The organism is Frankia sp. Hr75.2 (assembly GCF_949319125.1).
Taxonomy (GTDB): Bacteria; Actinomycetota; Actinomycetes; order Frankiales; family Frankiaceae; genus Parafrankia; species Parafrankia soli.
Map to the genome: position 1 here is coordinate 1 of NZ_CASGGV010000012.1, position 19,925 is coordinate 19,925.

17 protein-coding genes and 2 pseudogenes are annotated in these 19,925 nt (G+C 69.2%); 13 read left to right on the forward strand and 6 right to left on the reverse strand.

The window, feature by feature from the left end; translation table 11 throughout:
• Window positions 1–697 precede the first annotated feature (697 nt).
• Together AC559T_RS01440 and AC559T_RS01445 are read left to right on the forward strand one after the other, a co-directional pair.
• Window positions 698–1,504: a methylenetetrahydrofolate reductase gene (locus AC559T_RS01440; protein ID WP_498867464.1), complete on the forward strand. Its 807-nt coding sequence runs from the start codon at window positions 698–700 to the stop codon at window positions 1,502–1,504.
• 405 nt (window positions 1,505–1,909) lie between these two features.
• On the forward strand, window positions 1,910–2,398 hold the full coding sequence (locus AC559T_RS01445; RefSeq protein ID WP_498867465.1) for a DinB family protein: 489 nt from the start codon (window positions 1,910–1,912) through the stop codon (window positions 2,396–2,398).
• A 454-nt stretch (window positions 2,399–2,852) separates the two neighbouring features.
• On the opposite strand, the gene AC559T_RS01450 is transcribed toward AC559T_RS01445, so the two are convergent.
• From AC559T_RS01450 to AC559T_RS01460, 3 genes and pseudogenes are all read right to left on the reverse strand, one after another.
• Complete coding sequence (locus AC559T_RS01450; protein ID WP_498867466.1) at window positions 2,853–3,338, reverse strand: hypothetical protein; 486 nt, start codon at window positions 3,336–3,338, stop codon at window positions 2,853–2,855.
• A 332-nt stretch (window positions 3,339–3,670) separates the two neighbouring features.
• Window positions 3,671–4,156 (reverse strand): recombinase family protein, encoded by a 486-nt coding sequence (locus AC559T_RS01455; protein WP_498867477.1) that lies wholly within the window; start codon window positions 4,154–4,156, stop codon window positions 3,671–3,673.
• A gap of 36 nt (window positions 4,157–4,192) precedes the next feature.
• A pseudogene (locus tag AC559T_RS01460) lies at window positions 4,193–4,360 on the reverse strand (IS256 family transposase); the annotation flags it as partial.
• A 169-nt stretch (window positions 4,361–4,529) separates the two neighbouring features.
• Here AC559T_RS01460 and AC559T_RS01465 point away from each other — a divergent pair.
• Window positions 4,530–5,129: a rhodanese-like domain-containing protein gene (locus tag AC559T_RS01465; protein WP_498867467.1), complete on the forward strand. Its 600-nt coding sequence runs from the start codon at window positions 4,530–4,532 to the stop codon at window positions 5,127–5,129.
• 159 nt (window positions 5,130–5,288) lie between these two features.
• Entirely contained in the window at window positions 5,289–6,068 is a 780-nt protein-coding gene (locus AC559T_RS01470; protein ID WP_498867468.1) for a sulfite exporter TauE/SafE family protein, read from the forward strand.
• A gap of 141 nt (window positions 6,069–6,209) precedes the next feature.
• Here AC559T_RS01470 and AC559T_RS01475 read toward each other — a convergent pair whose 3' ends face one another.
• On the reverse strand, window positions 6,210–8,165 hold the full coding sequence (locus AC559T_RS01475; protein ID WP_071065902.1) for a M13 family metallopeptidase: 1,956 nt from the start codon (window positions 8,163–8,165) through the stop codon (window positions 6,210–6,212).
• 327 nt (window positions 8,166–8,492) lie between these two features.
• Between AC559T_RS01475 and AC559T_RS01480 the strand changes: the two genes are divergently transcribed.
• A complete protein-coding gene (locus AC559T_RS01480; protein WP_498867469.1) occupies window positions 8,493–9,377 on the forward strand; it encodes an SDR family NAD(P)-dependent oxidoreductase in 885 nt (294 codons plus the stop codon).
• 79 nt (window positions 9,378–9,456) lie between these two features.
• On the opposite strand, the gene AC559T_RS01485 is transcribed toward AC559T_RS01480, so the two are convergent.
• Entirely contained in the window at window positions 9,457–10,671 is a 1,215-nt protein-coding gene (locus AC559T_RS01485; protein ID WP_498867470.1) for an ABC transporter substrate-binding protein, read from the reverse strand.
• A 692-nt stretch (window positions 10,672–11,363) separates the two neighbouring features.
• On the opposite strand from AC559T_RS01485, the gene AC559T_RS01490 reads away from it, so the two are divergent.
• The 6 genes and pseudogenes from AC559T_RS01490 (at window position 11,364) to AC559T_RS01515 (ending at window position 16,826) form a co-directional block, all read left to right on the forward strand.
• On the forward strand, window positions 11,364–12,812 hold the full coding sequence (locus tag AC559T_RS01490; protein WP_498867471.1) for an aldehyde dehydrogenase: 1,449 nt from the start codon (window positions 11,364–11,366) through the stop codon (window positions 12,810–12,812).
• 161 nt (window positions 12,813–12,973) lie between these two features.
• A complete protein-coding gene (locus AC559T_RS01495) occupies window positions 12,974–13,303 on the forward strand; it encodes a hypothetical protein (RefSeq protein ID WP_498867472.1) in 330 nt (109 codons plus the stop codon).
• Between the two features lie 86 nt (window positions 13,304–13,389).
• The gene (locus AC559T_RS01500; protein WP_498867473.1) at window positions 13,390–13,767 is read left to right on the forward strand and encodes a hypothetical protein; all 378 of its coding nucleotides are present in this window, start codon (window positions 13,390–13,392) and stop codon (window positions 13,765–13,767) included.
• A gap of 374 nt (window positions 13,768–14,141) precedes the next feature.
• A complete protein-coding gene (locus AC559T_RS01505) occupies window positions 14,142–14,900 on the forward strand; it encodes a hypothetical protein (RefSeq protein WP_498867474.1) in 759 nt (252 codons plus the stop codon).
• A 110-nt stretch (window positions 14,901–15,010) separates the two neighbouring features.
• A pseudogene (locus AC559T_RS01510) lies at window positions 15,011–15,556 on the forward strand (IS5 family transposase); the annotation flags it as partial.
• 211 nt (window positions 15,557–15,767) lie between these two features.
• Window positions 15,768–16,826, forward strand: coding sequence for a TIGR03621 family F420-dependent LLM class oxidoreductase (locus AC559T_RS01515; RefSeq protein WP_498867475.1), 1,059 nt, complete (start codon window positions 15,768–15,770; stop codon window positions 16,824–16,826).
• A 157-nt stretch (window positions 16,827–16,983) separates the two neighbouring features.
• On the opposite strand, the gene AC559T_RS01520 is transcribed toward AC559T_RS01515, so the two are convergent.
• Complete coding sequence (locus tag AC559T_RS01520) at window positions 16,984–17,925, reverse strand: LysR family transcriptional regulator (RefSeq protein WP_498867476.1); 942 nt, start codon at window positions 17,923–17,925, stop codon at window positions 16,984–16,986.
• 162 nt (window positions 17,926–18,087) lie between these two features.
• On the opposite strand from AC559T_RS01520, the gene AC559T_RS01525 reads away from it, so the two are divergent.
• Both AC559T_RS01525 and AC559T_RS01530 read left to right on the forward strand, forming a co-directional pair.
• Window positions 18,088–18,960: an SDR family NAD(P)-dependent oxidoreductase gene (locus AC559T_RS01525; protein ID WP_071065892.1), complete on the forward strand. Its 873-nt coding sequence runs from the start codon at window positions 18,088–18,090 to the stop codon at window positions 18,958–18,960.
• Window positions 18,961–19,080: 120 nt separating this feature from the next.
• A complete protein-coding gene (locus AC559T_RS01530; protein WP_112104846.1) occupies window positions 19,081–19,854 on the forward strand; it encodes an SDR family NAD(P)-dependent oxidoreductase in 774 nt (257 codons plus the stop codon).
• The last annotated feature ends 71 nt before the right edge of the window (window positions 19,855–19,925 follow it).

Below are 19,925 nucleotides of genomic sequence, written 5' to 3' on the forward strand. Positions count from 1 at the left end.
AGATTTCAGGTGCCGGTTCGGCTGTCCGGGCGGCCTGCGGAGGACGACTCGATCTGGCAGCCCGACCACATCTGACGACGGAGCAACAGGTCGAGAACGGAGCAGGCGATTCAGCGTTCGGGGAGACCCCGCCGCGCTCATGATCGGTTCGATCACCGGTCGGCCGCGTCGGCGCTGCCTGCCTGCCGGACCCGGGCGTGGGCGATCGCCGGACTGCTCGATGTCGTGGACACCCTGATCGGGATCGGTGAGGCGCAGGAAGCGCGCGAGACGCCGTTCGCCCCGGCTGGACGAGCGGCATGGCCCGCAGGCGATGTCGATCGCCTAATACGGTCGGCCGGGCTGCTCTGCCCGCCGCATCCGGCAGCCAGAGCTTCCGCAGTGAAGTGGCTCAGGTCGTTGCGGCGGGTTCGGCGGCTCACGGGCGGACCTCGTCTGCAGCCCCGATTCCGGCTGCTGCTTCCAATGCTCACAGGTAGAGACCGCCATACGCCTCACCCCCAAGGTTGGCCACCGCTCCAGACGCTAAGCGCTGTCCCGCGGCACTCCCTCAGGAAAGACTCCGCCCGCCGGCGCAGCCGGACATTTCGCAGTCGGGGTCTCCTGCCCAGACTGTTCCTACGGTGCGCTACAGCGGCGCAGCGCACCCGTGCGGTGTGGCTGTGGTCGGTGGATCGTGGCGTCCTATCCTGTCCGGATGCAGGAATCCACGGCGGGTCACGAACGTCCGGCGCGCGGCTTCGAGCTGATCTGCGAGATCGAGCCGCCGACCCGGCCGGACCTGACCCACGCCCGCCACCAGATCGGTGTCCTGAGCCCCGTCACCGACGCGTTCCTGATCCCCGACAACCACATCGGACGCGCGACCGTGTCGAGCATCGCCGTCGCCCACGAGGTGCAGACGATGGGGGGACGCAGCATCGCCTGCGTGAACTCCCGCGACCGTAACCTGCTCGGCTTCCGCCGCGACCTGCTCACCGCCGCGGCTTACGGCGTCGAGGAGTTCCTCTTCGTCCACGGCGACAAACCCACCGTCGGGAACCGGACCAGCGACCTGACCGTGCGCGCGATGATGGACGAGGCCCGCGCGGCCAGCGAGGATCCGGTCTTCGTGGACATGCCGGCGTTCCGGGTCGGAGCCGCGGCCGGCCTGCGGCCACTGCCCGCATGGAAACGAGCGGCCGACTTTCTGTTCGTGCAGGTCAGCTACTCGGTGGACGCCCTGCTGCGCTGGCGCGACGCCCATCCGGTCGAACTGCCGGTCTATGCCGGCGTGATGGTCCTCGCGAGTGCCGGGATGGCCCGCCGCCTCGCCGCGACCATCCCCGACATCGACATCCCCGACGACCTCGTCCAAGCGGTCGAACGGGACCAGGCGGCCGGGGTCGAAGCGGCCTGCGACCAGGTGCTACGGCTGCGCGACAGCGGCGCCTTCGCCGGTGTGCACCTCGTTCCGGTCAGCCGCTACCGCCAGGTCGCCACCCGACTTGAGGACCTTCTCTAACCCCCCGGGCCGTTTCTCGCAGGTCTTGGTACCCCCTGCCGGATAGCGCGGCCGTAACCCCCCACTGAAAGCGGTCGGGGAGCGGTAGCGGGCGATCATCGGACCATGGAACCTGTACTGGACCCAGCGCCGGTGGCGATCCGTCTCGCGCGCGGCGACGATCTTCCTGCCGCCCTGGGTGTCTGGCAGGAAGCCAATACCGCCCGCGGACGACCTCCTGGCGCTCAGTGGGTCGCCAGAGTGCGGGCCAAGCTTGACATCCCCGGCGGGCCTCCGGCACCGATGTCATCGGTGTTCTCCTCGGCAATCAAGACGAGCCCTGTCCGATCGACCCTCATGCTGCTCGAATACGCGCCCATGGTCTGATCCGTCAATGTCCTTTCAACCCAGAAAGCTGGACAATTAATGTTCATATGGCCCCGAATGACCACTGGACCCGAACGTCTCATGTTGGAGAGCATGCTCGACCGCAACCGGCAAGCGCTCATCGACACCGCGCGAGGGCTATCCGAGACCGACGCGCGGCGGAGCCTGGTCGCCTCACTCACCACATCGATCGGGCTGATCAAACACGCCGCCACAGCCGAGCGCATCTGGTTCCAACGCATCCTGCTCGGCCTGGACGAGTCCGCATGCGACGGCTACGCGACCGGTGACGACGGCAGTTTCGTTGTCGCCGACGGCGAAACTCTGGCCGACGTGATCGCCGAGTTTGAGCGTGCCAGCGAGCGTTCCCGCGTGATCGCCGCCGACTTCGAGCTCGACGACACCAAGGCGCACCCCCGCGCTGGCGATGTCAGCCTGCGGTTTGTCTACCTGCTCCTGATCGAGGATTTCGCCCGTCACGCCGGCCATGGTGACATTCTCCGAGAACAAATCACCGCCGCACGATAGGCGTTGACACGGACCCGAGTCCCGGGCCATGACGGACAACGGGGGAGCGCGCCGGCGGGCCGGCCGGCGGTGGCTGTGGATCTGCGCGGGGATCGCCGCGGCCGGGGCGGTGTTGGCGGTGGTGGGGATCTGGCATCTGCCGGACCGGATGTACACGGGGACCACGGAGGGCGCGCTCCAGGCCCGGGCGGCGGCGAGCATCCGCCGGGCGCCTTCGCAGACGATCTCGTCGATCAGCGACGGGTTGGCTGTCGGACCATCGGCGGGCGTGCGGTCTTCGGGGACCATCGTGAGCACTCCGCGTGCCTTCCCGCCCGACGCGTCAACGTCGGCCTGGCTGAGACCTCAACCTCGATCACCGGGGAAGGTACGCCCGCCCCAGCCGATCCACAGGTCTCAACCATTGCTCCCGGCTTTCTCTCTCAAGCCGGCCGCGCCTCGCGCCGCAGACGGTTCAGGCTGGTGGCGGCGTTGTCAGGGTGTTCCAGGCGGTCAGTAGTCGGCGTGCGCTGACCTGACCCGCAGCGACCTGCAACCAGGTTCTGGAACCGTCCGGGAAGTGCAGACCCACCCGGTACATCGCGCCTCGTTCGAGAGTGATGTCGACAATCTCATGAGGGTCGTAGGCGACAGCGAATCTCGGCACCATCCGGAACGCACCGACGTGACTGTAGATCACAACGCGGAGAGAGGTCACCGCGAGGAAGACCGGGCCGGTGGGGAAGTTCCGCGCAATCCCGGTGGGTCGTTCGCGCCGGGCATCGAGGGCCCCTTTCGCGAGACCACCGACGACGCCACCAACGACGCCGCCAACTCCGGGGACGACGCCACCGAGACCTCCAACCAGGTCTGCGCCCAGCGTGCCCCAGTGACGGCAGAGGTGGACGCTGACGATCTGCTCGCCTGGCAGCAACGTCTGGCGTGCCCGACGGGCAACCACCCGCCTGTAGTCCAGAAAAGGAAAACCCATGGCCACGCCCCCCGCGAAGAAAGTCCGCAGTCACCCTGTGCACGGGGTGACTGCGGACACCACCCATTCGTGGTCATCTCATCACATTCGGCACCACACGCTCGTCGACCCGGCGGACGAGGTGTGGGAAGCTACGCCGCGTTCATGATCAGAGTGGCGGTTTCTCGGGTACGGCGGGTGGGGTAGGACGAACCTCACCCTCACCATGCCGAGCAGGGCGATCCTCGCCGGAGCCCAACTGGACGGCCCGGGACTCGGGTTGCTGTCACCAGGGGCAAGGTAGGGAAGATCGGTGCGCCTGGCTATGCTGCCGGCTCTGTCCCGGCGGTGGCGCTGTCGCTGTCCCGGCCTTGCAGCGCTCGGTACACCGTCGACCGCCCGATCCCCAACCTCGCAGCGATCGCACTCACCGACTCCCCCCGGGCCCGCCTCGCCTGCACCACCGCGAGGGTGTCCTCGTCGACCCGCACCGGCCGCCCACCGCGCCGCCCGGCGGCCTCGGCCGCGCGCAGCCCGTCCAACGTGCGCTCGCGGATCAGCTCCCGTTCCATCTCCGCGGCCATGGCGGCGACCATGAACAGCATCTTGTCGGCGATCGTCGCCCCCGCCGGCCGGTGCAGCCCCGTGCAGATCCCGGTGAGGATGTGCAGGTTGATCCCGCGGGCGTGCAGCTCGTCCTCGAGGAGCACCAGCAGCTCCTTCATCGACCGGGCGACCCGGTCCGGCTTGTAGATCACCAGCGTGTCCCCGGCTTTGGGGACTGTCCAGCTAACGGTGTAACGGTTGATGTTGGTGCTACTGGGAGCCCACTGCTGTGAGCTGGTCTACTTGCGGCCGGCGGACAGGCGTCCGTCGAAGGCGAGGTCGAAGGCGTTGAGGGGTGCCTTCCAGCGGTTCGTCCACTTGGCGCGGCCGTGTCCGGTGGGGTCGAGGCTGGTCAGGGTGAGGTAGAGGTGCTTGAGGGCGGCCTGCTCGGACGGGAAGTGGCCGCGGGTGATGTCGCGGGCCGCGGCCGCGCCGATGAGCCCTGCCTGTAGACCCTCCAGTCGGGCCCGTTCGGTCCGCAGACCGTCCGCGGCGGCGCTCACCTCGCCCAGTGCCGCCGTGCTGGAGGTGTAGGCGTCGCCGGCGAGCTCCGCGTCCAGCACGGCCGGCGAGTGGGTGGTCGACCTGCGGTCCCGGAAGGCGTTCGCGCACCGGCACCTGACCGGGACGTTGAGCCTCGGCCTGGACGGTCCGATGTCGACCTGGCTCGGCTGGCTGATGAGCTGGGGGATGCCGGTGACGCTGCTCGGCGAGTCCGACGCCCAGATCGGCCAGGCACAGCGGGAGCTGGCCCGCATCGGCATCGACCGCCCGGCGGCCGCCGCGACCGGAACCCCCGAGCAGTGGGCCGCGGGCGACCAGTCGCGCCTGGGCCCGCTGCCTGCGGCGACGTACCCGGAGCTGGCCGCGGCGCTGGCCGGACGTCCGCCGCGTGGCCTGCCCGCTCCCGATGTCGTGCTGGACGTCCGGCTGCGCAACGAGTGGCGGAACGGACACCTCGCCGGGGCCGTGCACATCCCGCTGCCCGAGCTGCCCGGCCGGATCGGGGAGGTGCCGGGCGAAGCGGTGTGGGTGTACTGCGGGTCCGGGTACCGCGTCGCTGCCGCCGCCAGCCTCCTTGTCCGCGCCGGCCGCACCGCGGCGTTCATCGACGACTCCTACACGGCTGCCGCCGACGCCGGCCTGCCGATCGTCTCCGGGGAGGGAGCGGAATGAACACCCACGATGCCGCCAGGACGGCCCACATCCCTGTCTGATGGGCATGCTCCTCGCGCGGCTGCCTGCAACCGGGGGCCGCGGGCCGATCTGGAATCCGTCCTGGCCGCGCTCGCCGGCGACCGGGCCTGAGCGGCCGGGCTCGGGGCCGGGCATCCGATGACTACTTCGCTGGGACTGCGCCTGATCGTCGGTGCGCTGCTCGGGCTGTTCGGTGGCGGCGGGTCGGTCCTGGCCGTGCCGGCCCTGGTCTACGGCGCCGGACTGCCGTTGCGCGCGGCGGTGCCGGCGTCCCTGCTCGTTGTGGGGATCTCCTCGGCCACGGCCGCGGTGGCTCGCGTGCGGGCCGGGCAGGTGCGGTGGCGGATCGCCGCCGTCTTCGGTGTGACCGGCGCGGCCGCGGCCTTCGTCGGTGCCGCGGTGAACCGGCGGCTCGACCCGGCCATCGTGCTGATCGGCTTCGCCGCGCTCATGGTGGCCGCCGGTGCCCAGATGCTGCGGGGGCGCTCCAGGCTCGGCGGCGACTGCGCGCTACCCGGCGGCGGGACGAACTGGCGCGGCTGCCTCCCCAAAGCGCTCGGCGCCGGCCTGGGCGTGGGGTTCCTGACCGGCCTGTTCGGGGTCGGCGGCGGCTTCCTCATCATCCCGGCCCTGGTCCTGCTGCTGGGCCTGCCGATGCCGGCCGCGGTCGGCACCTCGCTGGTCGTGATCGTGACGAACGCGGTGGCCGGGTTCGCCGCACACGCCGGGGACGGTGCGCTGGATGTTCCCGTCGTGGCGGCGTTCACCGGCGCGGCAGTGGTCGGTGCGCTGGGTGTCGGGCGCGTGGCCGACCGGCTGCCCGCCGACCGGTTGCGCCGTTGGTTCGCCTACCTGGTCTTCGCCGTGGCGGTCTTCGTCGTGGCGCAGGCTGTGCTGAACCCGTCAGCGGGAGGCTGAGCCAGCACCCGAGTGCTTCCGCCTGACCCCTTCGGTGCGGACCCCGCGGCGGGGGCGGGTACCTCGGCGGCGGGCCGGAGGTGCGCCCGCGGGCCGAGACCCGCGGGCGCGATGCCGGTGAACAGTCCGAACGCGGAACGCCTACCAGATGCGGACCCGGTCGGCCGGGTCCAGCCACAGCCCGTCGCCGGGCTCGGTGCCGAAGACGTCGTGGAACTCGTCGAGGTTGCGCACGATGTTGGCGCGCAGGTCCGGCGGGCTGTGCGGGTCGGTGGTGAGGTACTGCCGCTCGAGCTCGAGCCGGCGCTTGCTGCGCCACACGTAGGCCCAGTTCATGAACAGCCGACGTCGGTCCTCCCGCGACGGCTCGCCGCCCTGGGAGATGACGTAGGCTTGGTGGGCGATGGTCAGGCCGCCGAGGTCGCCGATGTTCTCGCCCACGGTGAGGGCGCCGTTCACCTTCTCGCCCGGCAGGTTGCGCGACTCGAACCCGTTGTACTGCTCGACCAGCGTCTTCGACTTCACCTCGAAGGCCGCCTTGTCGGCGGGCGTCCACCAGTCGTTGAGGTTGCCGGCGCCGTCGTACTGCGCGCCCTGGTCGTCGAAGCCGTGACCGACCTCGTGGCCGATCACCGCGCCGATGCCGCCGTAGTTCTCGGCCGGGTGGGCGTCGGGGCTGAAGAACGGCTTCTGGAGAATGGCGGCCGGGAAGCAGATCTCGTTGGTGCCCGGGTTGTAGTAGGCGTTGACGGTCTGCGGGAGCATGAACCACTCGTCGCGGTCCACCGGCGAGCCGATCTTGGCCAGCTCCCGATCGGTCTCGAACGCGGCGGCGGCGCGGGCGTTGCCCATCAGGTCGCCGCGGCGCACCGGCAGCGCCGAGTAGTCCCGGAACCGGTCGGGGTAGCCGATCTTCGGCCGGAACGTCTCGAGCTTCTCGTACGCCCGCTGCTTGGTCTCCTCCGTCATCCAGTCCAGCTGGGAGATCGACGAGCGGTAGGCCGCGAGCAGGTTCGCGACGAGGTCGTCCATCTGCGCCTTGGCGTGCGGCGGGAAGTGCCGGGCGACGTACTCCCTGCCGACGGACTCCCCGATCGCGCCCTCGACGAACGCCACCGCGCGCTTCCAGCGGGCCCGCAGCTCGGGCGTGCCGCTGAGCGTGCGGCCGTAGAAGTCGAAGTGGGTCTCGGTAAACACGTCGGGCAGGTAGGCCGCGGCCGAGCGCAGCACGCGGCTGACCAGCCAGTCGCGCCACACGTCGACCGGCGTGTCGGTCAGCACGGTCGACAGGTGCTCGAAGAACGACGGCTGCCGCACGCACGCCTCCGCCAGCGTCGCGTGCGGGCCGGTCAGCGACCCACCGAGACCGGTGACGTAGGCGTCCCAGTCGAACGCCGGGCAGAGCGCGGCCAGCTGTCCGCCCGTCATCAGGTTGTAGGTCTTCTGGACGTCGCGGGTCTCGGCCCGCTCCCAGTGGCCCTTCGCGAGCAGGGTTTCCACGTCGAGGATCCGCTGCGCGGCGCCCTCGGGGTCGGGGTGCCCGCCCAGCCCGAGCATCCGGGTCAGGTAGTCGACGTACTTCTGGCGGGTCTCGGCGAACTTGTCGTCGTGGTAATACGACTCGTCCGGCAGGCCGAGGCCGCCCTGGCGCAGGTGGAACAGGTAGCGGTCCGAGTTGCGGTCGTCGGTGTCGACGTAGGAGCCGAACAGTCCGGCGCCGCCGATCCGCTCGAGCTCGCCGAGGAACGCGGCGAGGCCGCGGACGTCGCTCAGCCCGCGCGCGCCGTCCAGCAGCGGCCGCACCGGGCCCAGTCCGAGCGCCTCGATCGCCTCGGTGTCCATGAAGGAGTTGTAGAGGTCGCCGATCTTCCGCGCGTCCTCGCCCTGGGTGGCCGGATCCCGCGTGGCGAGGTCGGTGATGATGTCGCGGACCTGCCGCTCGGCGTCATCGGCCAGCTGCACGAACGGGCCCCAGCTCGACCGGTCGGACGGGATCTCCGTCTCGGCGAGCCACCGGCCGTTCACGTGGCCGAACAGGTCGTCCTGCGGTCGGACGTCGAGGTCCATGCCCTCGCGGGCGTCGTCGAGGATGCTCACAGAACGGAAGTCTCCAATCGATTGCCGCCAGGCCATGGAGCAACGCCGAGCTGTCCAGCCCGTCCGGTGCACCCCCTCGACGGTATCTGCCCGCATGTAGGCATCCGTTCCGTTCGCAGACACCCGTTGTCGATCACGGGCGGTCGACGGGCCGCCCGTGATCAGGCGCTGTCGGGCTTGACAAATGACACCTTGTGGGTGTCATTATGGCCGGGCGCGCGATCTACGCCCGCTGCGCGGACAAGGCCCCACTGTTCCGGGCCGCGGTGCGGCACGCCACCGTTCGCCTGCTCCGCGACGGCCTCCGGCCCCGCCGATCTGATGGAGATGTCCTTGCCGCCTTACGCAGACCGGCCCGTCGCCGTCGTCACGGGCGCCAGCTCGGGGATAGGCCGGGCGACCGCCCGCACTCTCGCCGAGCAGGGCTGGCAGGTGATCGGCGTCGGCCGCGATCCGGTACGCAGTGCCGCCGCCGAGGCCGAGATCGCCGCGGCGGCGCGCAAGGACGGCGGCTTCACGATGCTGCGCGGCGACTTCACCCTCATGGCGGACGTCCGGCGCGTGGCCGGCGAGATCCAGCACCTCACCCCGCGCCTCGACGTCCTCATCAACAACGCCGGCGGCGTGCGGGACCGGCAGATCATCAGCGCGGAGGGCACCGAGGCGACCTTCGCCGTCAACCACCTCGCCCCGTTCCTGCTGACCCGGGAGCTCACGCCCCTGCTGCGGGCGAGTGCGGCCAGCCTGCCCGCCGGATCGACGCGGGTGATCGCCGTGTCGTCGAGCGGCCACCGCGCGGTCGACGGGCTCGACTGGGACGACCTGCAGAGCCTCGGCGAGTTCCGTCCCGCCGTCGCCTACTGCCGGGCCAAGCTCGCCAACATCCTGTTCACCCGCGAGCTGGCCCGGCGGGCCGGGCCGGACGGGATCGTCGCCCAGGCCATGCATCCCGGCGTCGTGGCCAGCAACTTCAGCGCGCACGGCGACGCGGCGATGCGGGCGCACATGGCCGCGGCCGACACGGTGCCACCCGACGAACCGGCGGAGACGCTGGCCTGGCTGGCCACCGAGCCCGAAGGCGGCCGCACCGGCGGGCGCTACTTCCACCGCAGGGCGGAGGAGCTACCCGCCGAAGCCGCGCGGGACGATGCCGCCGCCGCCCGCCTCTGGACCGAGAGCGAGCGGCTGCTGGACGGGCTCGGCTTCCACTGATCCGTTTGATCCGTTTCCGCCTCCGTCGGTCCACCCTTGGTGGGCGGGCGTGGAAACCGTGGCGCTCCTGGAACAAAGATCAGAGCGTGTTGCCGCACAGGTCCGGCTCGACGACGAGGAACGCGTTGCCCGAGCCGTTGACCTGGACGAACGAGTAGCACGTGGTGGGCCGGCCCGCGCCCGTCCGGAAGCTGATCGGGCTGATCAGGCCACCGGCGTCGTAGCTGTTCTGGCCGCGCAGCCGGTCGATGAAGCCCTGACGCGTCGGGCAGGCGTCGGCGAGGCGCAGGCCCTCCAGGAATATGTCGGTGCTGATGTAGGCGAGCACCGAGCTGTCGTTCTCGGGCTGGGCGACCTGCGGCGCGTACCGGTTCATCGCCTCCAGGTAGGTCTGGATCGCCGGACCGCCGAGCTCCAGTGGCCGGTAGACGAGCGGCACGGTGATTCCCGCCGCCTGTGCGCCGAAGGTCTCCAGGAGCCTCTTGTCGTAGCCGTTGCCGGAAAGGACGACCTTCGGCGGGTGGCCGGCCTGCCGTAGTGTGCTCAGGATGCCGACGAGGCTGTCCGGCGGGATGAGGCCGATGACCGTGTCCGCCTTCGCCGCGACGATCCTGGAGGCCGCCGCGGCCGGGTTGTCGACGTTCGGGGTGAAGTTCACCGTGTCGACCACGGGTATTCCGCTGGCGGCGAGGCTGCGCGCGTACTTGTCGGCGGTATCCGAAATGCCCGCGGACAGCGCGGGCTGCAGGGTCACCGCGCGCCGGCCCCCCTGGGAACGCACGAACTGGCCCTGGGTGTCGACGGCGACGCCGGTCACATAGGTGAAGGCGAACATGTTCCGCATCGTCGACCAGACCTGCTCGTGGGCCAGGCCCGTCACGGGAACTCCCCGGTCGGCGAGGTAGCGCGCGCTTCCTGAGGCCGCGACGGACAGCTCGATGAGACCGAAGACGTTCTGGTGCTCGACAAGGTCGCGGGCGCCCATCGCGTTCTCCGTGGCGGACCCCTTGTCGTCGCGCCACTGGTAGACGACCTTGCGGCCGTGCACGCCCCCGGCCGCGTTCACCTCACCGATGCGGGCGTCGATCCCGCCCCGGACGGCGTCGGAACGCTCCGCGGCCGGCCCGGTGTCCGGGTACAGCACACCGAGATCGATCTGCTGGGCGCCCACACCCGGTGTGGCGCAGCCGGTCGCCGCGCTGGCCTCGGGCGACGAACAGCCGGCGAGGAGACCCGCCGCGCCGACGGAAACCGCGGCCAGCACCGAGCACAACGTTCGACGACGGGAGAACATCGGGCCCCCTGGATGATGGTCTCGAAAGAAAAACGGGATCGGGAAGCTTCGCGTGTCACACGCGCCGTGAACGTGGCATCCCGGTCACTGGTGAATCTTCCGTGGAGCGCTGCCTCTGAACGGTGATCCGTCCGCCGGCCGTCTGAATGGTCGGCAGGTGCGCCCCGACGATACCAAGACAGGCGGCCTTGTCTGCGGTCAGTTGGTCCGCGCGGGACCAGACGGCTGTGCCGTGGATCTCAGGTTTCGAGTTCGTAGTCTCCGCTTTTCCTTTGATTCATCGGGAGGTCATTTGCGCGTGCCAAAAGAACACCTCGCCGTGCTACCCGCGCCACCGCTCGGTGCGATATCCGATGCGTGCGGCGCCCCCGTTCGCCGGCGGCCGGACGGCCGGACGGCGGCCTTCGGGTACGTGTCGTCCCGCGGGGGCTCCGCGGCTCCAGCGGCCGCGTCGAGGTCCCCGGCACCGGACAGTGCGATGCGTTCGACATCGCCACGCTGGGTCACGTTCACTTCCGCGCGCGACCAGTCGGCCTCCACCGGAACACGGTGCGGAGCCTGGCGCATCGACCTGGTGCGCGGAAGGACATGAGCCGGGCAGCAGATGTGGCGCCGGCACGTGGAGAACCGGGAAGCTGACCGTGTCCCAAAGATCGCGGTCCAGGGTGTTGGCATCGGCGCAGGGAGCACTCATGTGGGAGCGGGAGCAGATGTTCGTCGGAGGCGCATGGGTCGCGCCGAGCACCGACAGCAGGATCGAGGTGACCTCGCCGCACACCGAGAAGCTGATCGGTCGCGTCGCCGCGGCGAGCACGGAGGACGTCGACCGCGCCGTCGCCGCGGCGCGGCGGGCCTTTGACGAGGGGCCGTGGCCGCGGACCGATCCGGCCGAGCGGGTCGAGGTGATCCGGCGGCTGGCCACGCTCTACCGCGGGCATCGCGACGAGCTGGCCGAGCTCATCACCGCCGAGCTGGGCGCGCCGATCTCGTTCGCCAGGCGCGCGCAGGTCGCCCTGCCCGGGGCGCTGATGACCGCGCTGGCCGACACAGCGGCCGGCTACTCCTGGCAGGAGAAGCGGCCAGGCGTATACGGCCAGGACATCATCCTGCGCAAGGAGCCCGTGGGCGTCGTCGCCGCGGTGGTCCCCTGGAACATGCCGCAGTTCCTGACCGTCACCAAGGTCGTCCCGGCGCTACTCGCCGGCTGCACCGTCGTGCTCAAGCCGGCGCCCGAGTCGTCGCTCGACGCGCTGTTCTTCGCCGACCTGCTCGACCAGGTCGGCCTGCCGCCGGGCGTCGTCAACGTCATCCCCGCCGACCGTGAGGTGAGCGCCTACCTCGTCGCCCACCCCGGCATCGAAAAGGTCTCCTTCACCGGCTCGACGGCGGCCGGCCGGCAGGTGGCGGCGGCATGCGCTCCCAACCTCACCAAGGTCAGCCTCGAGCTCGGGGGAAAGTCGGCGGCCATCGCTTTGGACGACGCCGACCCGGCCACCGTGGCGCGCGCCGTCCGCCTCTCGGGCATGGGCATGGCCGGGCAGATCTGCAACTCCCTCACCCGGGTACTCGTGCCCACGAGCCGCGTCGGCGACTACGCCGATGCGCTCGCGGCAACCCTGTCGGCCATCAGAATCGGCGATCCGGCCGATCCCGCGACCGAGATGGGCCCGCTCGTGGCCAGGCGCCAGCAGGAACGGGTCCGCCGGTACATCGACATCGGCGTGCGGGAGGGCGCCCGGCTCGTCGTCGGCGGCACCGATCTGCCCGACGGGATCGATCGTGGATGGTACGTGCGACCGACCGTCTTCAGTGAGGTGGACAACTCGATGACGATCGCCCGGGAGGAGATCTTCGGCCCGGTGCTCGTCGTCATCCCCTACGGCGACGAGGACGAGGCCGTTCGCATCGCCAACGACTCGGAGTACGGCCTGGCCGGCTCCGTGTTCACCGCGGACACCGAGCATGGGCTCGAGGTGGCGGGCCGGGTCCGGGCCGGTACCTTCGGCGTGAACCAGGGCTACTCCATGGACCCCGCGGCTCCCTTCGGGGGAGTGAAGGCCAGCGGCTACGGCCGCGAGCTCGGCCGTGAGGGCCTTGAGGGCTACCTCGACGTCAAATCGATCTCCGTCGCCACCGCGTAGCGGGTTCTACCCGAGCATCGGCCGCAGCCGGGGATTGAGCTGAGCGCCGGCGGCCCGGCCGGGCACGGTGCACCGGATTTTCCGCCTGTATATCAGGGGAAAATCTCGCTTCCGGTCAGGCAGGGGGCACTGGCAGTGCCCCCCAGCAGCGGTGGGTACCGGTGTTGGATGAGCACATGGAGTACACCCGGCTGGGATCATCAGGATTGAAGGTCAGTCGCATAGCGCTCGGCTGTATGAGCTTTGGCAAGCCCAACACCGGGCGGGACTGGGCGCTCGACACGGATGCGGCGGAGCCGATCTTCCGGCAGGCCGTCGAGCTCGGCATCACGCTTTGGGACGGTGATGTGAGCACGACTCGTGGGTCGTCCAATCCGACGACCGACGGATCGGGCAGGCCCCTTTTCCTGGACATCGACCTCAGCGACAAGGAAGTAGCCGCGCTCGAGGATAACTACTCTCCGCGTCGGCCTACCTACTACAGGTCGTAGTCTGGTTACTGATCCCGCGGGCGACCTGACCCTATGGCATCGACGCGTCGTCCGCCGCCCTGGCCCCGGTCGATGTCTACCGGATCGTGGAAGCCGACCCGTATCCCGCGAGCTATATCGCCACCGTCCAGCGCAACGTGCGGGAAATCGGGCAGCCGCCCGGCGTGGACGTCAACGAGCTCGTCATCTGCCCGGCCAGTGCGCGCGGATCGAGCGGTACGTCACCGCGTCCACGACCTGCCCGCCGGGTGGTCACCACCGACTTCGATGATCCCGGCGCGACCCGCGGCGGCCACGAATGCCTCACCCCCGCAGAAGCCCACCTCCTGGCCTGGATGCTGATCCGCGCCGCGACAACCTTCAAAGCCGCAGAGAACCGGGAAAAGGCTGTCCCACCTCGCCGGACAACGTCCGGCGACGAAGACGGCCCCGGCCAAGCCACCTCTGCACTCGGGGCGCCGTAAAGGAAAGGCCCGTCGCCTCCTCACCGCCCCGGCCGGGCTTGCTGTCCCTGGCCGCCTTCTGATCCCCGCCGGGCCTGCGCCGATCCACAGGTGGTTCGGGTTCGGCGGTTCCACCATGCCGTCGTCGTGACGATACGTGCCTGAAATCCCCCTTCAGTGCAGCCCACGAGTTCGCGACGCGGTCGAGGTGATGTTCGACGCTCAGTGGACTTCGGGTGAGGCGACCGCCTGCGGACCGAAACCCCACGTTCCGATGCGCTGATGGCCCAGATCGTCGTCGACACGCGGGTAGCAGGGTTGCCGGGGTGGCCGGAGATTCACTGGCTACCATCGCGCGGTGCTGGTCCTGGACCTTCGCTCGAACAAGGAGTCAAATGGATATCGGGAGATACTCGAGAAGCGTGTTTCTTACCGGCGGACTGTCCGCGGCAGCCCTGCTGTTGGCGACTCCCGCGTCGGCGAGCACTGTTTCCGTAAATCCGTCGCAGGAGGGGAAGAAGGGTGCGAGATCGGCTGCGGCTCCAATTTGCTGGGGAAGCGGTGGCGGATTGGCCGGGAACACCGGAAACGGTGTGACGTGCTATCAGCTCGGTCCCGCTGATGAAGCCACGACGGCGGCGTGGTTGCAGTCGCAGGCCGGCCCATGCCTCGTGGATCTGGCCGGTGGGGCGGTGGACTCGGACGGGGACGACCTGTTCGAGGACGACCTGTTCGAGGACGACTGGTTCAATGAAAAGCGGACGGTCAACCTGATCATCGGAAGTCTCACGATCGGTGGCCTTGGGCCGACTGTGGGCGGCACCGGAATCGTCGGTGGAACGGGGAACACGGCCGGCGGTACGACTGCCGCATTCGGGGGGATCGCCGCGGGCGGGCCCACCGTCGGGGCCGGTAACTCCGGCAATATCGGGGGAACCACGATCAACGCCCCGGCCGCCGCCGACACGGCCGCTGTCGCAGGTCCTCGACCGGTGATCGTCGTGTCTGGTCCGCAGTGTTCGGTCAGCTCGACTGGATCCGGTCAGGCGTCCACCACGGGCCTTCAGGATCAGCAGGGCGCTACGGAAGACGAGTGGGCGATCCTCGAGGACAACGACCCGACCGAATGGGAGATCTCCCTTCCTGAGCTGTGAAGGGGTGCTACTCGAGGATCCCGCTAGGGCGTGTATCCAGTTGTGATCTATCTGTGGGATTCGCTCTCGTGGTGGGGCCTGATCCGGTAGATCGTCCTGCATGACGCGGGGGCGGCCCGGAGGAACAAGGCGGGCAGAACGGCGGAGACGATCCCGAGCGGGAGGAGCGACGACGTGTCCGGCGCCGGCGTGGACTCCGGCTGAAAGCTGCCTACTCGGACGATCGAGGAGCGGGCAGACCAGCAAGGTCCACCTCGCCGCCGACCGCAGGCGCCGCCCGTTGGCGTTCGTCCTGACCGCGGGGCAGGCCGCGGACAGCCCGCAGTTCATCCCCGTGCTGACGAAGGTGCGGATCCCCGGGGCCCGTCGGCCGTCCCCGCACCCGCCCCGACGCGGTCGCCGGGGACAAGGCTTACGCGTCCCGCAGCAACCATCCCTACCTGCGGAAACGCCACATCAAGGCAGTCATCCCGGAGAAGAGGGATCAGGCCGCCAACCGGAAGAAGAAGGGCAGCAAGGGCGGCCGGCCCGTCAGCCACGACACCGATCTCTACACGGAGCGGAACACCGTCGAGCGCCTGATCAACAAGCTGAAGGCCTGGCGAGGCATCGCCACCCGCTATGACAAGACCCCGCAGAGCTATCTCGCCGGCCTCCCGACGCACGGCTACCGGGAGGCGCCGGGCGGCAGCTCTTGCTGCTCGACCAGGATGCGACTACCGTCGCGTGTTGATGTTGGTGTCAGGGTTGTGCCGGATCTCCCAACTGACGGCGTGCTCCGCGGACGTCGGCGCCGCCGGGGCGTGTGAACGGTGAGGTGGCCCCCTTGCGCAGTCGATGCCGCCGGAGCGGAGAGCGGGACAAGTGATGGCGGAGCCCGCGAAGGCCTACCCGAGGCCGAGGATGCCGGTCACGGGCGAGTCGAGCGAGGCTCATCTGTCACCGGCGCGGCCGATCCGGTTCAACACCGGCCCGGGCCGGATCTCCGACCTCTCGGCGCTCCGGGAGGCCGGGCAGGCCATCGAGCGCCTCGGCTATTCGACCTTCGCTCTCGCCGATCATTTCATGATCCGGTACGCTCCGCTGATCGCGCTCCAGGCGGTCGCCGACGCGACCAGCACGCTGCGGCTGACCCAGACTGTCCTCAACCAGGATCTACGGCATCCCGCCGTCCTCGCCAAGGAGCTCGCCACCCTGGACGTGCTGTCCCAGGGGCGTCTGCAGGTGGGGCTCGGCGCGGGATGGATGCAGGCCGAGTACCAACAGGCCGGCATCCGGTACGATCCGGCCGCCGCGCGGATCGCGCGGCTCGAGGAAGTGGTCATCATCCTGAAAGGCCTGTTCGGAGACGCTCCGTTCAGCTACTCAGGCGCGAACTTCACGATTGATGCTCTTCGTGGCACCCCACGACCTCTGCAGCGCCCGCACCCGCCGATCATGATCGGCGGCGGCGGCCGCAAACTGCTCTCGGTCGCCGGGCGCCACGCCGACATCGTGCAGATCATGCCCCGGCTTCCGCAGGAGGTCCGGCCGGCCGAACCGCACCCGTTCAGCGGCGAGGCCTACGAGGAGAGAATCGGCTGGGTCCGCGCTGCCGCCGGGGATCGCTTCGGCGACATCGAGCTGGGAGCCCAACTGCTGAACGTGACGATCACCGATGATCCGGAAGCGGCGTTTGAGACCTGCTTTCAGAGCTTTGGCCGACAGGTCCGAGGATCGTCCGGGGGCGCTGTCCCGTCGCGAGCGGACCTCGGCTCGTCGCCGATGGTCGCCATCGGTTCGCTGGACGACGTCTGCCGGAAAATCCTGGACGTCCGTGACCGGTTCGGGATCAGTTACTTCACAACGCCGCTCGGTGCGAGCCCCGAATCCTTCGCACCGGTCGTGGAACGGCTGGCGGACGCGCCAGCCGGCGCCGCGGCATGACTCCGGCGGGAGCCATCGGCCCTTCGGTCCTGCGGCGCGAGCCGGCGGAACAGGCAGCGGCGCAGGCGGCGGCGCAGGTAAAGGCCTGACCGTCGGACCGGGCCCTGCGCAAGCCGTGGGGCCAGGAGCGGCGAAAGCCGCGCGCGGGCAGCCGAGATCAGGCCCCACGCTGTGGCGGGGAGATCCGCGCCGCCCACACACCGGACCTGACGAGCCGCTCCGCCTCGTCGCGGATGACCTGGCCGACCTTCGTCGCGAAACCACGCGGCAGTTCCAGGTGGGACGTGGTGCCGGTGCCCAGCTGTTGCGTGAGTGCGGGATTGCGAAGCGGGGCGTAGCGCAGCCTTTTGTTCTCGATGTCGGTAGCGCAGGCGGAAAGCGGGAGAATGCCGTATCCGCGGCCTGCGGCGATGAGATCCTTTGCCACCTGAAGCGAGTCGGTCGCGAATCTGGACGTCAGTTTCAGCTTGAGCTTCAGCGCCGTGTTCTCGAGACTGTTGCGGATTCCGGTCTGGGAGGCCGGCAGAACGAGCGGGCAGTCGGTGAGCTCGGCGAATCCGATCGCCCGGTCAGGCGTGAGGTCCGATGCGGCGCCCCCGACAACGACAAGATCCTCCACCAGTAGCTCCTCCTGGAACAGTCGACCGTCCAGGACAGGATGGATCACCGCGATATCGACGGAGCCCTTCAACATGCCGTCGACGAGTTCGTCGGTACTCCCGACGCGCACCTGGAAGTCGACTTTGGGAAAAACCATGCTCAGGCTGTCCAGTAACGGTGCGGCCAGCACGCAGGCGGCGGTCGTCGGCAGGCCGATATTCAGCGCCCGCTCGACTCGCGCCAGACGGGACCCGACGTATCGCATAGCGAGCTCCAGCTGACGCAGCGGCGCCGTCGTGGTGGCGCGCAGCCGTTCTCCCTCTTCTGTCAGTTGCACACCGCGAGCTGTTCGCCGGAACAGCGTGACGCCGAGGTCCTCCTCGAGGAGTCGGACCTGACGGCTCAGCGCGGGTTGAGCGATCCCCAGCACGCTCGCGGCGCGATTGATCGATCCTTCGTCGGCGACTTGTAAGAAGTACCTGAGGCGATGTGTGTCCATGGCGCGCATGCTACACCAGCCATGCCGAACCGGTATACCCGGGCGTCGAAATTTGTATTGGCATGCTCCGGCGGCATGGCCGTAACATCCTTGGAACCAGACGAGATGGTGCGCCTTGCTGTGCTGGATAAAACTTTTTTTGGGTCGGCGATAGGGGATCTCATGGATTCGGATACGCAGTACCTGACTCAGGCGCTGGGGCTGGACCGGCTGCCCACCCATATCATCGACAAGCGGGTAAGTGAGCTGCTGGACCTGAGTGGCCAGAAGGCGATTGTCATCGGTGCGGGGGGTGACGGATTAGGTCATGCGATCGCCAATCGGCTGGCTGGTTCCGGTGCCGATATCGCGCTGGTCGGCCGGACCTTCGAGAAGGTCGAGCGGCGCGCGGGGGAGATCGCGAAGCGCTGGGGCGTGAAGACCGTTCCGATCCGCGCGGACATGTCGGACTGGGACCAGGTCCATCGGGCGGTGCGGGAGAGCCGGGAGGCGCTCGGCGGTCTGGACATCATGGTGAACAACCCGGTCATGGTGGCCGCCGGGGCCTTCGAGAAGCACACGAAGGAAGAGATCGACCGGACCGTCCTGGGCAGCCTGACCATGATGATGTACGGCGCCCACGCGGCGCTGGAGTACCTGCTGCCCCAGGGCTCAGGGAAGATCATCAACATCGGGGCGGTGGGTGGGCGAATTCAGCAGCCCGGCCTGACGGTCTACTGCTCGTGCAAGGCTGGGGTCATCGGTTTCACCCGTAATCTCGCGCACGAGGTCGCGTCCCGTGGCGTCAACGTGCTTGGTGTGGCTCCGGGTATCATGATCAAGTCTGAGATGAAGGCGATGCTCTTCGAGCCGCAGAACGAGGCGCAGCTCGCGGGCCGGAAGTCCATCATCGATGCGCTGAAGAACCAGGTGCAGCTGGGCCGGGTCTGCCTGCCGGAAGAGGTCGCCAACATGGTCGCGTACCTCTGCTCGGAGGCCGCCGACTACATGTGTGGTCAGACCATCGATGTCGCGGGCGGTCAGTGGATGGGGTGATCTGATCGCTGGGCGATTGGAAGGGATGTGCTGTCGTCGCGCCAGGGGCGCGGCCGATGATCCTGGCGCGACGACACGCGGGGGAATGGCTTTTCAGTACCAGAGTGCGGGAGCAGTGAGATGCGCGGACTGGCGGACAAGGTCTTCATCGTGGCGGGCGGGGCCACCGGAATCGGTGCCGGGGCGGCAAAGAGGCTCGGCGAGGAGAGTGCCAAGGTAGTAGTTGGCGACATCAACCTCGCCGGAGCGCAGAGCACCGTCAGCGAGATAAACGAGGCCGGTGGCAGCGCGGTCGCTGTCCACTTCGACCTCGCCGACGAGCACTCGGTCAATGAGATGGTCGATACGACGCTGGAGAAGTTCGGTGCCGTCCACGGCCTGTTCAACGTCGGCGCGGACCTGTCGCCCGGCAACCTCGGGCGGGACAAGTCGGTACTGGACACCGATCTCGACGTGTGGCATCGAACACTGGACGTCAACGTGGTCGGGTTCGTGCGGACCATTCGTGCCGTCCTGCCTCATCTGCTCGCGAACGGTGGCGGTGGCATCGTCAACACCTCGTCCGGTGCGGCGGTCAGCGCAGGCGACCGTCTCCGGCCCGCTTATGCGGCCTCGAAATCGGCGGTCAATGCGCTCACGCGGCACGTCGCCGGGAACTGGGGATCCAGGGGCGTGCGCTGCAACGGGGTGATGCCGGGTCTGGTGATGGGCGAGACGCAGGAGGTCCAGAACGACGTCGCGCTCCAGGAGAGGTTCCTGAAAGAGGTCCCCACCACCCGGCTGGGCCGCCCGAGCGATCTGGCCGCCGTCGTGTCCTTCCTGCTCTCGGACGACGCCGAATGGATCAACGGTCAGGTCTGGGCGATCGACGGCGGCGCCAACATGCGTGCCTGACGAACGACCCGGCATCCGGCCTGGGCCGCCCGGGCACTCGTCGACGCCGACCTGGCCGAGTAGGGGGGTCA